This window comes from Agromyces capsici (genome assembly GCF_058349965.1).
Genome location: NZ_JBYRET010000001.1, coordinates 551426 through 563414 on the forward strand (window position 1 = coordinate 551426; position 11989 = coordinate 563414).

14 protein-coding genes are annotated in these 11989 nt (G+C 73.1%); 8 read left to right on the forward strand and 6 right to left on the reverse strand.

Features of this window, described 5'->3' with window-relative positions; translation table 11 throughout:
* Positions 1 to 37: 37 nt before the first annotated feature.
* The gene (locus tag AC3RKB_RS02725) at positions 38 to 1408 is read right to left on the reverse strand and encodes an NAD(P)/FAD-dependent oxidoreductase (RefSeq protein WP_491434440.1); all 1371 of its coding nucleotides are present in this window, start codon (positions 1406 to 1408) and stop codon (positions 38 to 40) included.
* A 119-nt stretch (positions 1409 to 1527) separates the two neighbouring features.
* Here AC3RKB_RS02725 and AC3RKB_RS02730 point away from each other — a divergent pair, with 119 nt between their 5' ends.
* Together AC3RKB_RS02730 and AC3RKB_RS02735 are read left to right on the forward strand one after the other, a co-directional pair.
* Entirely contained in the window at positions 1528 to 2157 is a 630-nt protein-coding gene (locus AC3RKB_RS02730) for a TetR/AcrR family transcriptional regulator (protein ID WP_491434441.1), read from the forward strand.
* Positions 2158 to 2161: 4 nt separating this feature from the next.
* Positions 2162 to 2869, forward strand: coding sequence for a DNA alkylation repair protein (locus tag AC3RKB_RS02735; RefSeq protein ID WP_491434442.1), 708 nt, complete (start codon positions 2162 to 2164; stop codon positions 2867 to 2869).
* A gap of 127 nt (positions 2870 to 2996) precedes the next feature.
* Here AC3RKB_RS02735 and gap read toward each other — a convergent pair whose 3' ends face one another.
* The gene (gene gap, locus AC3RKB_RS02740; RefSeq protein WP_491434443.1) at positions 2997 to 3992 is read right to left on the reverse strand and encodes a type I glyceraldehyde-3-phosphate dehydrogenase; all 996 of its coding nucleotides are present in this window, start codon (positions 3990 to 3992) and stop codon (positions 2997 to 2999) included.
* Positions 3993 to 4241: 249 nt separating this feature from the next.
* On the opposite strand from gap, the gene AC3RKB_RS02745 reads away from it, so the two are divergent.
* The gene (locus AC3RKB_RS02745) at positions 4242 to 4769 is read left to right on the forward strand and encodes a VanZ family protein (RefSeq protein WP_491434444.1); all 528 of its coding nucleotides are present in this window, start codon (positions 4242 to 4244) and stop codon (positions 4767 to 4769) included.
* A 3-nt stretch (positions 4770 to 4772) separates the two neighbouring features.
* On the opposite strand, the gene AC3RKB_RS02750 is transcribed toward AC3RKB_RS02745, so the two are convergent.
* Complete coding sequence (locus tag AC3RKB_RS02750) at positions 4773 to 6029, reverse strand: MFS transporter (RefSeq protein ID WP_491434445.1); 1257 nt, start codon at positions 6027 to 6029, stop codon at positions 4773 to 4775.
* Positions 6030 to 6116: 87 nt separating this feature from the next.
* On the opposite strand from AC3RKB_RS02750, the gene AC3RKB_RS02755 reads away from it, so the two are divergent.
* On the forward strand, positions 6117 to 6497 hold the full coding sequence (locus AC3RKB_RS02755; RefSeq protein WP_491434446.1) for a MerR family transcriptional regulator: 381 nt from the start codon (positions 6117 to 6119) through the stop codon (positions 6495 to 6497).
* 33 nt (positions 6498 to 6530) lie between these two features.
* On the opposite strand, the gene AC3RKB_RS02760 is transcribed toward AC3RKB_RS02755, so the two are convergent.
* Positions 6531 to 7478 (reverse strand): GlxA family transcriptional regulator, encoded by a 948-nt coding sequence (locus AC3RKB_RS02760; RefSeq protein ID WP_491434447.1) that lies wholly within the window; start codon positions 7476 to 7478, stop codon positions 6531 to 6533.
* A gap of 98 nt (positions 7479 to 7576) precedes the next feature.
* Here AC3RKB_RS02760 and AC3RKB_RS02765 point away from each other — a divergent pair, with 98 nt between their 5' ends.
* Complete coding sequence (locus AC3RKB_RS02765) at positions 7577 to 8446, forward strand: hypothetical protein (RefSeq protein ID WP_491434448.1); 870 nt, start codon at positions 7577 to 7579, stop codon at positions 8444 to 8446.
* A gap of 31 nt (positions 8447 to 8477) precedes the next feature.
* Positions 8478 to 8867: a hypothetical protein gene (locus tag AC3RKB_RS02770; protein WP_491434449.1), complete on the forward strand. Its 390-nt coding sequence runs from the start codon at positions 8478 to 8480 to the stop codon at positions 8865 to 8867.
* Here AC3RKB_RS02770 and AC3RKB_RS02775 read toward each other — a convergent pair.
* Positions 8836 to 9471 (reverse strand): TetR/AcrR family transcriptional regulator, encoded by a 636-nt coding sequence (locus AC3RKB_RS02775; RefSeq protein ID WP_491434450.1) that lies wholly within the window; start codon positions 9469 to 9471, stop codon positions 8836 to 8838. The genes AC3RKB_RS02770 and AC3RKB_RS02775 overlap by 32 nt on opposite strands.
* A gap of 68 nt (positions 9472 to 9539) precedes the next feature.
* Between AC3RKB_RS02775 and AC3RKB_RS02780 the strand changes: the two genes are divergently transcribed.
* Entirely contained in the window at positions 9540 to 10568 is a 1029-nt protein-coding gene (locus AC3RKB_RS02780) for an NAD-dependent epimerase/dehydratase family protein (RefSeq protein ID WP_491434451.1), read from the forward strand.
* 2 nt (positions 10569 to 10570) lie between these two features.
* Here AC3RKB_RS02780 and AC3RKB_RS02785 read toward each other — a convergent pair whose 3' ends face one another.
* Positions 10571 to 11314, reverse strand: coding sequence for a glucose 1-dehydrogenase (locus AC3RKB_RS02785; protein WP_491434452.1), 744 nt, complete (start codon positions 11312 to 11314; stop codon positions 10571 to 10573).
* Between the two features lie 323 nt (positions 11315 to 11637).
* Between AC3RKB_RS02785 and AC3RKB_RS02790 the strand changes: the two genes are divergently transcribed.
* On the forward strand, positions 11638 to 11982 hold the full coding sequence (locus AC3RKB_RS02790; protein ID WP_491434453.1) for a hypothetical protein: 345 nt from the start codon (positions 11638 to 11640) through the stop codon (positions 11980 to 11982).
* The last annotated feature ends 7 nt before the right edge of the window (positions 11983 to 11989 follow it).

The window sequence follows — 11989 nt, forward strand, 5'->3', positions numbered from 1 at the left end:
AGGTCGGGCGCACTCGGCACCCGGCTCAGCGCCCGGATCAGCGCCCCGCGACGAGGTCGGCGACGTGCGCGACCGGCGAGGTCGTCGGCCGACCCCGCAGCTCGGCGCGGTCGGCCGCGTGGTACGCCCCGTAGATCGCCTGCACGGCGAGCCAGCGCAGCGGTTCGGGCTCCCACCTGCGCACGCGGTGCCCGACCCACGGCAGCCGCGTGAGCTCGGTCTCGCGGCCGAGCACGAGGTCGGCGAGCGTGCGCCCGGCGAGGTTCGTCGCGGTCACGCCGGTGCCGACGTAGCCGCCGGCCCAACCGAGACCGCTCGCACGGTCGAGCCCGACCGTCGCCGACCAGTCGCGCGGCACGCCGAGCACGCCCGCCCACGCGTGCTCGATCGCAGCGCCGGCCGCCGCGGGGAAGAACCGGCGCAGCAGCGCGGTCAGGCTCTCGATCGTGCGGGCCTGCGTCACGCCGTCGTCGTCGACGCGGGAGCCGTAGCGGTACGGCACCCCGCGTCCTCCGAACGCGATCCGGTCGTCGGCGGTGCGCTGCGCGTACATGTAGACGTGCGCGAAGTCGCCGAGGGTCTCGCGGCCGTGCCATCCGATCGCATCCCAGACGGATGCCGCGAGCGGCTCGGTCACGATCATCGACGAGTTCATCGGCAGCCAGGTCCGGTGCTCGCCGCGCAGGTCGGGCGTGAAGCCCTCGGTCGCGCGGATGACGAACTCGGCGCGCACGGTCCCGCGGTCGGTGCGCGCCTCGCCGGGCCGGATCTCGGTGACCGTCGTGCCTTCGAACACGTCGACGCCGAGCCGCTCCACGGCCGCCGCGAGGCCGCGCGCGAGCTTCGCCGGGTGCACGCGGGCGCAGTGCGGATGCCACACCCCGCCGAGCACGCCCGCCACGGCGATCCGCTCGGCCGTCTCGCGCGCATCGAGCTCGACGACATCCGTCACGGGCCACGACCGCTCGGACTCGGCGAACGCCCGCAGTCGGGCGAGATGCGCGGGCGCGTACGCGACCTCGAGCTCGCCGCCCTTGTGGATGTCGGCGTCGATGCCCTCGCGCGCGGCGACCTCGATCACCTCGTCGACGGTCTCGTTGAGCGCGCGCTGTTGGGCGATCGCGGCGTTGCGGCCGTGGCGCTTCACGTACTGCTCGCGCCCGCCCGTGACCGAGTTGGTGAGCCATCCGCCGTTGCGCCCCGACGCGCCGAAGCCGGCGAAGCGCTGCTCGAGGACGGCGATACGCAGGTCGGGCTGCTCGCGCTTGAGCGCGTAGGCCGTCCAGAGGCCGGTGTAGCCGCCGCCGACGATCGCGACGTCGACGTCGCGGTCGCCCGGCAGACTCGGCCGCGGGTCGGGCACGCCGAGCTGCTGCCACCAGAACGAGACGCCGCCGTTCGCGGTCATGGGACTCCTTGTCGGTCTCGAGGCCTCCGCGCGGCTTCACCACGACACGACCCGCAAGAGAAAGCACCGTTTTACAACAGTGGTTGGAAACGTAGCCGCGCGCGTGGCAGGCTGTCAACATGCCCATCGAGGTCGTCCGCGGCGAGCGCCTCGCCGACATCGCTCGCGCCACGATCGAGGTGGCCCAGGAGCGCGGCACGCAGGCCGTCACGCTCCGCGCGGTCGCCGAGCGCCTCGGCCGCTCGACCGCCTACATCACGAACTTCGTGCCGTCCCGCGCCCATCTCATGGCCAACGCGCTCGAGCATGCCCGGGCCCGGTGGGACGAGGACCGCGCCGCGCACCTCGGCGACCTCGTCGGCGTCGAACGCCTCGCCGAGCTCGCGCGCTGGATGTGCGGCACCTCGGCCGAGGAACAGGTGCTGCGCAGCCTGTGGGTGGAGGTGATCGCCGACGTGCACGGCGCGAACCGCCGCGCCTACGAGGTCGTGCGGTCGGTGACGGATGCCACCTACGAGAAGTTCCTCGCGGGCGCCGGCGAGGTGCGGCGCACCGACGGCTCGGACGCACCCGTCGATCGCGAGGAGGCGGCGCGCATCGCCGACATCCTGTACCTGTACTGCCGCGGTTCCGAGGTCAAGTCGATCGAGGACCCCGAGGCCTGGACCGACGAGCGCATGCAGCGCTCGCTCGAGACGCTGCTCGACACGCTCGTCTTCCGGCGCGGCGCCGGGCCCGCGCTAGCCTGACCGCATGGACGCGACCGCCTCCGCATCCGCATCGGCCCTGCTCGCCGAGCTGCGGGCCGCCGCGCGACCCGACGAGTACCCGCAGAAGCACTACCACGGCGGTGCCGCGGTGCTCGGCGTGCGGATGGGCGTGCTGTTCGAGATCACGAAGCGCTATGCCGCCATGCCGATCGACGAGATCGAGCGGCTGCTCGACGAACCCGAGTACGAGCCGCGCCTCGCCGCGTTCTGCGTCATGGACTTCGCCGTGCGCGGCCCCGGCGGGCGCGACGACGCCGTTCGGCGCGACCGGTACGAGCTCTACCTGCGCCGCCACGACCGCATCGACACGTGGGACATGGTCGACCGCGCGGCGCCGCGCGTGATCGGCGAGTACCTGCTGACGCGCTCGCGCGACCCGCTGTTCGCCCTGGCCGAGTCATCCGACCCGCTGCGCCGCCGCACCGCGATGACCGCGCCGCTCGGCTTCCTCCGCCGCGGCGACGCCGCCGCGCGCGACGACCTGCTCCGGCTGGCCGCCCGGCTCATGCAGGATCACGACCCCGTCGTCGCGAATCCCGTCGGCATCGCGCTGCGGCACCTCGGCGGCATCGACCCCGACCGCCTCGTGGCGTTCCTCGACGCCGAGGCCGAGCGGATGCCGCGCCCCACGCTCCGCGCCGCGGTCGACAAGCTGCCACCCGGCTCCCGGTACTCGCGCGCTCCCCGATAGCGATCCGCCCGTCCGCGGCCGGAACGCGATCGCGCCGGCGAGGGCTCCACTCCCCCGCCGACGCGATGTCGGGGCCGATCGGTCCGGGGACCGGCTCCCCGGACCGACCGGACTCAGTCGTTCGCGGTCAGGCCGCGAGCAGCTGCAGCGAGTCGATCACGCGGTTCGAGAAGCCCCACTCGTTGTCGTACCAGGCGACGACCTTGATGTGCTTGCCGTCGACGCGCGTGAGGGCGGCGTCGAAGATCGACGAGTGCGGGTTGCCGACGATGTCGCTCGAGACGAGCGGCTCCTCGGAGTACTCGAGCACGCCGGCGAGCGGGCCCTCGGCGGCCGCGCGGTACGCCGCGAGGACCTCCTCGAGCGTGACCTCCTTCGCGACCGTCGCGTTGAGCTCGACGATCGAGCCGACCGGGACCGGCACGCGCATCGCGTCGCCGTTGAGCTTGCCGTCGAGGTTGGGCAGCACGAGGCCGATGGCCTTCGCGGCACCGGTCGAGCTCGGCACGATGTTCTCGGCCGCGGCGCGCGCGCGACGCGCGTCGGAGTGCGGCGAGTCCTGCAGGTTCTGGTCCTGCGTGTAGGCGTGCACGGTGGTCATGAAGCCGTGCTCGATGCCGGCCAGGTCGTCGAGCACCTTCGCGAGCGGCGCGAGCGCGTTCGTCGTGCACGACGCGTTCGAGACGATCACGTGCTCGTCGGCGTCGTAGGCGTCGGTGTTCACGCCGTAGGCGAGGGTCACGTCGGCGCCCTTCGCCGGGGCGCTCACGAGCACCTTCTTCGCGCCGGCGTCGAGGTGCGCGCGCGCGGCCTCGGCGTCGGTGAAGCGACCGGTCGACTCGAGCACGACGTCCACGTCGAGCTCACCCCAGGGCAGCTTGGCGGGGTCGCGCTCGGCGAGCACCTTCACGCGGCGGCCGTCGATGACGAGCGTGTCGCCGTCGACCTCGACCGTGCGGCCGAAGCGGCCGCCGACGGTGTCGTACTTCAGCAGGCGCGCGAGCGCGGCGGGGTCGGTGAGGTCGTTGACGGCGACGAGTTCGAGGTCGGCGTCGCGCTCGATGAGGGCGCGGACGACATTGCGGCCGATTCGACCGAAACCGTTGACGGCGATGCGAGTCATGGCAGGTGGTTCCTTTCTGTTGCCGCATCCCACTGTCGTCACCGAGCGGATGTCGCGGCAGTGGCTTGAGCGCCAGCATGCGAAAGGATCTCGCCATCCCGTCACGAGTGGGCGATGTCGGCGCCTTCCGGACCAGCGCCGCCGCCAAGATCGCCCACTCGAAGAGAGGGTGAGTTCGCACAGCGCCCGCACTGGCCGCGCATGGGCGACTCGGAGGGGAGTCTCAGGCAGCCTCGCCAGCATTGGGGGATGCGCCCGTCCCGAACCGCCGCCGTCCTGCTGTTCCTCTACGCAGGTCTCGTGCTCTGGGCGACCCTCGGCCCGGTCCCGTGGGCGGGCTTCGGCAACCAGTCCCCGAACGGGGTGCTCGACTGGCGGCTCTGGTTCGAGCCGTCGACCTGGACGACGGGCCTCGAGTCCGAGATGGTGCTCAACGTGCTCATGTTCGTGCCGCTGGGCGCGCTGCTCGCGTTCGCCCTGCGCGGCGTGTCGTTCCTGGTGCCGGCGATGCTGGGCGCGGGATTCAGCCTCGCGATCGAGCTCGTGCAGATCCCGATGTCGGACCGCATCTCCGACCCGCGGGATCTCGTCGCGAACACCGTCGGCGCGCTGATCGGCGTGATCGCCGCGCGGATGCTCGACGCGATCGTCCGCCTCGCAACGCGGGCGATGCGGGCGACCCGACCGGCGACCGCGATGCGGCCGGGACCCGCGGTGGCGGCGGTGCGCGACGCGAGTCGCACGGGTGAGCTGACGACGAGCCGCTCGGGTCGCTGACCCTCAGGCCCGCGCCGAACGCGGACGTTCCCGCACGACGACCCCGAGCCCGAGCGCTGCGACCGCGACGACCGCGGCGCCCAGCGGCGGCAGGGCCGCCGTGCCCGAGGCGCCGACGACCAGCGCGGCGAGCGCTGCGCCGATCGCGATGCCCAGGTTGAACACCACCGGGATCAGCGCGCCCGCCAGGTCTCGCCGCTCGGTTCCGGCGAGCCGGAGGATCATCGTCTGCGCGAGCGCGGGAAGCGCGCCCGAGGCCGCACCCCACACCGTCACCACGAGGACGCCGACGAGCGGATGCACGTGGACCACGCCCAGCGCGGCGACGGCGGCGGCCGTCGCGGCGGCCCCCGCGACGAGCATGCGCCCGGTCCGCTCGCCGAACCGGCCTGCCAGGACGATCCCCGCCCAGGATGCGACGCCGAACACGAGCAGCATCCCGCCGACACCTCCCGGCACCCCCGCCGCCGGCGCCTCCACGAGACGCGTCACGAACGTGTAGGCGCCGTAGTGCCCGACCATGAGCAGTGCCACGAGCCCGACGATCGCGAACATCGGGCCGAGGCCCGCCGAGGCGGCACGTGCCGTCGACGCCTCCGTCCCGCTGGCGACGGAGGATGCGACCGCTCGCGGCGACGCCGGCGGGCGCCGCACCACCGCCCGAACGAGCACGGCGGCGACGAGCGCGGCGACCGCGAGACCCGCGAACGCCGCGCGCCATCCGAGGCCCTGCGCGACGAGGCTCGCGACCGGCGTACCGAGCACCGTGCCGAGCGTCGCCCCGCCGAGCACGACCGCGACCGCCCGCGCGAGGTGGCGATCCGCGACGAGGTCGGCGGTGTACGCGTTGGTCGTCGCCCAGAGCAGTCCCACGGCGAGCGCCCCGGCGAGGCGTCCGCCGACGGCGACGGGGTAGGTGGGCGCGAGGGCGGTCACGACGACGGATGCCGCGAGCCCGACGAGACTCCAGACGACGACGGCCCGTCGGTCGAGCCGCCGCGTCACCCGCACGAGCGGCAGGCTCGCGACGACCACGACGGCCGCCCACATGGACACGAGGAGACCGGTCTGCGCCTCGCTCACGCCGAGGCCCGTGCTCATCTCGGGCAGCACCGCGGTCGGCAGCATCTCGGCGGTGACCATGACGAACGCGGTACCGCCGAGCACGAGCAGCGACGGCCACGGGATGCCGGGGTCGCGCACGGGCGCGTCGGAGGACGCCGCGGAACGGGCGACGGAGGAGGCGGTGGTGTCGGTCATGTCTCGACGCTAAACTTTGACATTGATGTCAATGTCAAGGTCTGCGTCACAGGTCGATTCGCAGATCGCGAACGGGAGGGTGGCCGCATGAGGATCGGCGAGCTCGCGAGCCGCGCGGGCGTGTCCCCCAGGCTCGTCCGCTACTACGAGCAGCAGGGCCTGCTGGCGCCGACCCGGCAGGCCAACCGGTACCGCGAGTACGACGAGGAGCACGTCGCCCGCGTCATCCGCATCGCCGGTCTCGTGCAGGCCGGGCTCACGACCCGCCTCGTCAAGGAGGTGCTCGAGCTCGAGGATGCGGCGGCCGACGAGCGGCCCAGCTGCCCGCGCACCGTCGCCGACATGCTCGCGCGCGAGCTCACCGGCATCGAGGAGCGGATCGCGTGCCTCACGCGCAGCCGCGACACCATCCGCGACTTCCTCGCGCGCACCGAGCACGCCGCACTGCTCTCCGAGGCGCGCGCCTGACGGTCCGGGCGGTCCGGCCGCGCGTCGCCGCGCTCACGCGGCGAACGTGTGCCGGTACTCGCTCGGCGACGTGCCGAGGATCCGCTGGAAGTGCAGCCGCAGGTTCGCGCCCGTGCCGAGCCCGGCCCGGTCGGCGACCTGCTCGACGCCGAAGTCGGTGCGCTCGAGCAGCTCGCGCGCGAGGTCGATGCGGGCGCGCAGGATCCACTGCATGGGCGTGTAGCCCGTGTCGTCCACGAACCGCCGCGAGAAGGTGCGCGGCGACACGTTCGCATTGCGCGCCAGGTCGACGAGCGTGAGCGGCTCGTCCAGGTGTTCGAGCGCCCACTGTCGCGTCGCCGCGAACACGTCGCCGAGCGGCTCGGGCAGCGCGCGCGGCACGTACTGTGCCTGCCCGCCGCTGCGGTACGGCGCCGCGACGAGCCGCCGTGCGGCGTGGTTGGAGACCGCGACGCCGTGATCGCGCCGCACGAGGTGCAGGCAGAGGTCGATTCCGGATGCCGCGCCCGCCGACGTCAGCACCTGCCCCTCGTCGACGAACAGCACGTTCTCGTCGACCCGGACGAGTGGATGGCGCGCCGCGAGCGCCCGCGTGTAGTGCCAGTGCGTCGTGGCCCGACGTCCGTCGAGCAGCCCCGTCGCGGCGAGCGCGAACGCGCCCGTCGAGATCGCGGCGATCCGGGCGCCGCGATCGTGCGCGGCGCGCAGCGCATCGACGACCGCGGCCGGCGGGTCCTCGCGATCGGGGTGCCGGTACCCGGGGATGAAGATCGTCTCGGCCCACTCGAACGCCTCGAGCCCGTCGGCCACGTGGTACGAGAGCCCGTCGCCGCCCGTCACGGGTCCGGGGTGCGCGCCGCAGACGCGCACCTCGTACGGCATGCTGGCGCGGGTCGTGAAGGTCTGCGCCGGGATGCCGACGTCGAGCGGCTTCGCGCCGTCGAGCACGAGCACCGCGACGCGATGGTTGCGCCTGGTCATCTGGCAAGGATGCCACCGATCGCAAGGATCGCGCACGAGATCCGGAACCCATGGCGGATATCCGGGCATCCGTCAGTCGGCTCGATACGATCTCCCGCGTGCGCCGACATCTCGGATGGATCATCCCGATCGTCCTCCTGCTCGTGCTCTTCCTCGGCGTCGCCGTGCTCGGTGGAGTGACTTCGAACGCCATGACGGCCGATTCACCTGAGGCGCTCAACCTCGTCGTCACCCAGCTGATCGCCTGGCCGCTCGTCGCCGTCGGCGCGGTGATCTGCATCGTCGTCGCGATCCGGAACGCGATCCGGACCTACGAGCACGGGCGGCGCCGGCGGGGCATCCTGACGCCGCAGGAGCAGGCCGCGCTCGCCGAGCATCACGCCGACCGGGATGCCTGGGCCGCCGCCACCGCGCTGGTCGGACAGGTGCGGGAGGATCGACTCCCGTCGCCGATCACCGTGTGGGGGCTGATCCCAGCGCGCGACGAGGTGTTCTTCTACGACGTCGACGCCCGATACGAGCGGTTCTACGGCACGACCGTCGAGTACCGGAGCCAGAACACCATGTACCTCGGGCGTCCCTCGTTCGTCATGGCCGGACTCGCGATCGATGCCGTGGCGAACGCCTCGGCGAAGTCGGCCGCGATGCGGCAGGCCGCCGAGCAGTGGCGCGAGCAGCAGCACGCCCGGATCCTCATCTCCAACCAGCGGCTCGCCGTCCATGCGAACGGTCAATGGCTCTCGTTCCCCTTCGACACCATGTCGGCGTGCTATCCCTCCCCCGAGGTCTGGAGCGTGACCTTCGAGTTCCCGGGCGTCGCTCCGATGCGCCTGGTCGGCCGCGGCGCGCCCCTCGTCGCCGTCTGGTCGATCCTCGCCACCCACGGTCGCGTCGGCGTCGAGCAGCATCCCGGCCTCGCGCCACTCCGGATCGGCCCGCCTCGCGAGCCCACCCTCGCGACCGAGTGACGTCGGCGACGCGCAGGGGTACCGTGGCCGCATGCCCTCCACGGCCAGCCCCGCGACATCCGATGCCGACTTCGCCTCGCTGTTCGAGCGCGGCGTCATGCAGTGGGGGCTGCGCGGCGACCCGCGCCTCTGGGAGGCGATGCGCCGCGACCTCGCGGGCGTGCCGATGCCGACCGCGTTCTGGGACGTGCGCAGCACCGTCCAGCGCGAGTTCCAGCGGATCACGGGGCACGCGCTGACGGATACGACGGAGCCGCTGCGCGTGGCCGAGTTCGTCACCGGGAGCGGCATGAGCGACGGCCACGTGCTCCCATCGTTCTGGGTGCGCACGCTGATCCCGATCCTGATCGACCGGTGGGCGGCGGCGACCCGGGGCGGGTCCGTCGACGTCAGCGGCGGCGGGGCCACCAGCCCGGCATGAGCGCCGAGATGCGGGCAGCGGATGCCGCGGCATCCGTCTCGTCGCCCATCGCCCACGTCTCGACCGCGCCGACGAGCCCACCGGCGATGAACGCCGCGGCCTCGTCGATCGCCGCATCGGCGACGGGCGCGCCCGGCACGCGCTTGGCGCGCCACACCTCGAGCGCGATGCGCGCGCGCCGGCGCATCCGCTCGTCGAGCGCGGCGCGGAAGACGCCGCGGCTGGCCGAGCCGAACAGCGCCCGATAGCCCGCCCGCTCGTCGGCGACGTGCTCGAGCACGCGCACGAGCGAGTCGAGGTACCGCTCGGCGATGTGCTCGGGCGTCTCGAACGACGGCTCGACCGCGACGGCCGTGAGCTGGTCGAGGTCCTGCGTGAACACGGCGAGCGCGAAGGCGTGGACGTTCGGGGCGTGCCCGTAGAACGTGGTGCGGTGCACGCCCGCCTCGCGGCAGAGCGCGGCGACCGAGATCTCGTCGAGCGGCGCGTGCTCGAGCAGGCGCAGCAGCGCGGAGGTGAGCGCGGCGCGCGTTCGCAGCAGGCGCGGGTCGTCGCCGGCGGACGGTCCGAGGCCGGCGGCCGGCGCGGCATCCGCGTTCGTCATGCCGTCACCCTACCCACGGCGCCGGGCGTCGCGACGGAGGCGGAGTAGAGTCCGAGCCGGAGGCGCGGATGGACGACGAACTGGTGCTGGTCACGGGCGGCACGGGGTTCATCGCGGTGAACTGCATCCTCCGGCTGCTCGCCGACGGCACGCGGGTCCGCACGACCGTGCGGGGCCTCGCCCGCGCCGACGACCTTCGCGCGCTCGTGCGGTCGGGCGGCGCCGACCCGGGCGCGGTCGAGATCGTCGCGGCCGACCTGCTCGACGACACCGGATGGCGCGACGCCGTGCACGGCGCGACGTTCGTGCTGCACGTGGCCTCCCCCTTCCCGCCCCGCCAGCCGCGGAACGCGGACGAGCTGATCGCGCCCGCGCGCGACGGCACCCTCCGCGTACTGCGGGCCGCGCGCGACGCGGGCGTGCGACGCGTCGTGGTCACGTCGTCGTTCGCGGCCGTCGGGTACGGGCCGCATCCCGGCCGGCGGTTCACCGAGACCGACTGGACCGATCCCGACCGCCCAGGCGTCACCGCGTACGTGCGATCCAAGACGCTGGCCGAGCGCGCCGCATGGGACTTCGTCGCGCGCGAGGGCCGCGGCCTCGAGCTGGCGGTCGTGAACCCGGTCGGCGTGTTCGGCCCGGCGATCGGCAGCGACCTCTCGAGTTCGCTCGGCCTGCTGCGCTCGCTGCTGGACGGCCGGTTCCCCGCCGTGCCGCGCGGCACGTTCAACGCGGTCGACGTGCGCGACGTCGCCGACCTGCACGTGCGCGCGATGCGACATCCGGATGCCGCGGGCCAGCGGTTCCTCGCCGTCTCGGGCGACGCGTTCACCTACGCGGAGCTCGCACGCCTGCTGCGCGCCGAGCTCGGCGACCGGGCGCGGCGCGTGCCCACGCGCACGATCCCCGACTGGATCGTGCGCGCGGGTGCACCGTTCAGCGCCGACCTGCGGGCGATGGCCGCCGAGCTCGACGTGCGCCTCGACGCGTCGCACGAGAAGGCGACGCGCGTGCTCGGCTGGGTGCCGCGACCGCGTGAGGAGGCCGTGCTCGCGTCGGCGCGGAGCCTCGTCGAGCTCGGCCTCGTGCGGCCCTGACCTCAGCTCTCGTAGTGCGCGAGGCCCGCGGTCTCGCCGCCGTCGGCGATGAACTCGGCACCCGTCGAGAAGCTCGACTCGTCGCTCGCGAGGAACAGGACGAGGTTCGACAGCTCGATGGGCTCGCCGACGCGGTGCAGCGCGACGTGGTTCTGCGGGGTGTCGAGCGCCTCGGTCATGGGCGTGCGGATGACGCCCGGGTGCACCGAGTTGACGCGGATGTTGTAGCGCCCGAGGTCGAGCGCCGCGTTCTTGGTGAGCCCGCGCACGCCGAACTTCGCGGCGTTGTAGCCGGGCAGTGCCTCGTAGCCCTGGATGCCGGCCGTCGACGAGATGTTGATGATGGAGCCGGTGCCCGACTGCTTGAGCGCCGGGATGGCGGCCTTGATGCCGTAGAAGACCCCGGTGAGGTTGATGTCGAGGATCTTCTGCCACGCCTCGATCGTGTAGTCCTCGATCGGGCCGAAGTTCGCGATGCCGGCGTTGTTGACGACGACGTCGAGGCGACCGAACGCGTCGCTGGCCGCGGCGACGGCGGCCTCCCACTGCGCGTAGTCGGTGACGTCGAGGTGGACGTACCGCGCGTTCTCCTCGCCGAGTTCCGCGGCGAGCGCGGCGCCGTCGTCGTCGAGCAGGTCGCCGATCACGACCTTCGCGCCCTCCTGCACGAGCAGTCGCGCGTGCGACGCCCCCATGCCCCGTGCTCCGCCGCTGATGAGTGCGACCTTTCCGCTGACGCGTGCCATTCGATGACTCTCCTTCTGTTCGGGAGGTCGGCATCGCGGCTCGGACTGGTGGAGCGGGTCTCGGTGTCGACCTCATCGTCACATCTAATCTACACCTGTCGATTATCGGATGGCTGGACGCCCGCTGAGCATTGGGGAACGTGACCGAACGGGGACGTCCGTCCGTTCGTGACCGCGCCGTGACCGTCGTGATCGGATCGCAACCGTCGTGATCGGATCGCAATCGTTCGGAGCGTCACAGAAGGGTTTCTCGCTTTCCGGCCGCGGGAGGATGGAACCAGGCCCGCGATCGCGGGGCATCGGAGAAGGGGGGTCGGTCACGCATGTCCGCTGTCGCGCGCGGTCCCGCCGCACCCGATCCCCAGGCCGATCCGCCGGTCGTGCAGGGCGCATTGCGCCTCCTCGGATTCCTCGCCATGACGCTCGGAGCGGTCGCCGCGACGGTCGCGTTCGTGACCCCGGTCCGGCCCCCGGCCGCGACGGGCGTGCTCGCGGTGCTCGGCGTGCTCGCCGTCGTGCTCGGCGGCCTCGTCCAGGCGGCCGCCCGTCGCTCGGGGCAGCGCCCCAGCGGCCCCGCGACCGCCGGGCTCATGCTCGGGGTCGCCGCCCTCGGCATCCTCGCGGTCTCGTTCGTGCCGGCTGCGGTCGGCGACGCGATGGCGGCCTGAGCCCGGG

Coding starts and splice junctions, on each gene's coding strand:
- AC3RKB_RS02725 (WP_491434440.1), bottom strand. CDS start 1,408: ATGACCGCGAACGGCGGCGTCTCGTTCTGGTGGCAGCAGCTCGGCGTG.
- AC3RKB_RS02730 (WP_491434441.1), top strand. CDS start 1,528: ATGCCCATCGAGGTCGTCCGCGGCGAGCGCCTCGCCGACATCGCTCGC.
- AC3RKB_RS02735 (WP_491434442.1), top strand. CDS start 2,162: ATGGACGCGACCGCCTCCGCATCCGCATCGGCCCTGCTCGCCGAGCTG.
- gap (WP_491434443.1), bottom strand. CDS start 3,992: ATGACTCGCATCGCCGTCAACGGTTTCGGTCGAATCGGCCGCAATGTC.
- AC3RKB_RS02745 (WP_491434444.1), top strand. CDS start 4,242: ATGCGCCCGTCCCGAACCGCCGCCGTCCTGCTGTTCCTCTACGCAGGT.
- AC3RKB_RS02750 (WP_491434445.1), bottom strand. CDS start 6,029: ATGACCGACACCACCGCCTCCTCCGTCGCCCGTTCCGCGGCGTCCTCC.
- AC3RKB_RS02755 (WP_491434446.1), top strand. CDS start 6,117: ATGAGGATCGGCGAGCTCGCGAGCCGCGCGGGCGTGTCCCCCAGGCTC.
- AC3RKB_RS02760 (WP_491434447.1), bottom strand. CDS start 7,478: ATGACCAGGCGCAACCATCGCGTCGCGGTGCTCGTGCTCGACGGCGCG.
- AC3RKB_RS02770 (WP_491434449.1), top strand. CDS start 8,478: ATGCCCTCCACGGCCAGCCCCGCGACATCCGATGCCGACTTCGCCTCG.
- AC3RKB_RS02775 (WP_491434450.1), bottom strand. CDS start 9,471: ATGACGAACGCGGATGCCGCGCCGGCCGCCGGCCTCGGACCGTCCGCC.
- AC3RKB_RS02780 (WP_491434451.1), top strand. CDS start 9,540: ATGGACGACGAACTGGTGCTGGTCACGGGCGGCACGGGGTTCATCGCG.
- AC3RKB_RS02785 (WP_491434452.1), bottom strand. CDS start 11,314: ATGGCACGCGTCAGCGGAAAGGTCGCACTCATCAGCGGCGGAGCACGG.
- AC3RKB_RS02790 (WP_491434453.1), top strand. CDS start 11,638: ATGTCCGCTGTCGCGCGCGGTCCCGCCGCACCCGATCCCCAGGCCGAT.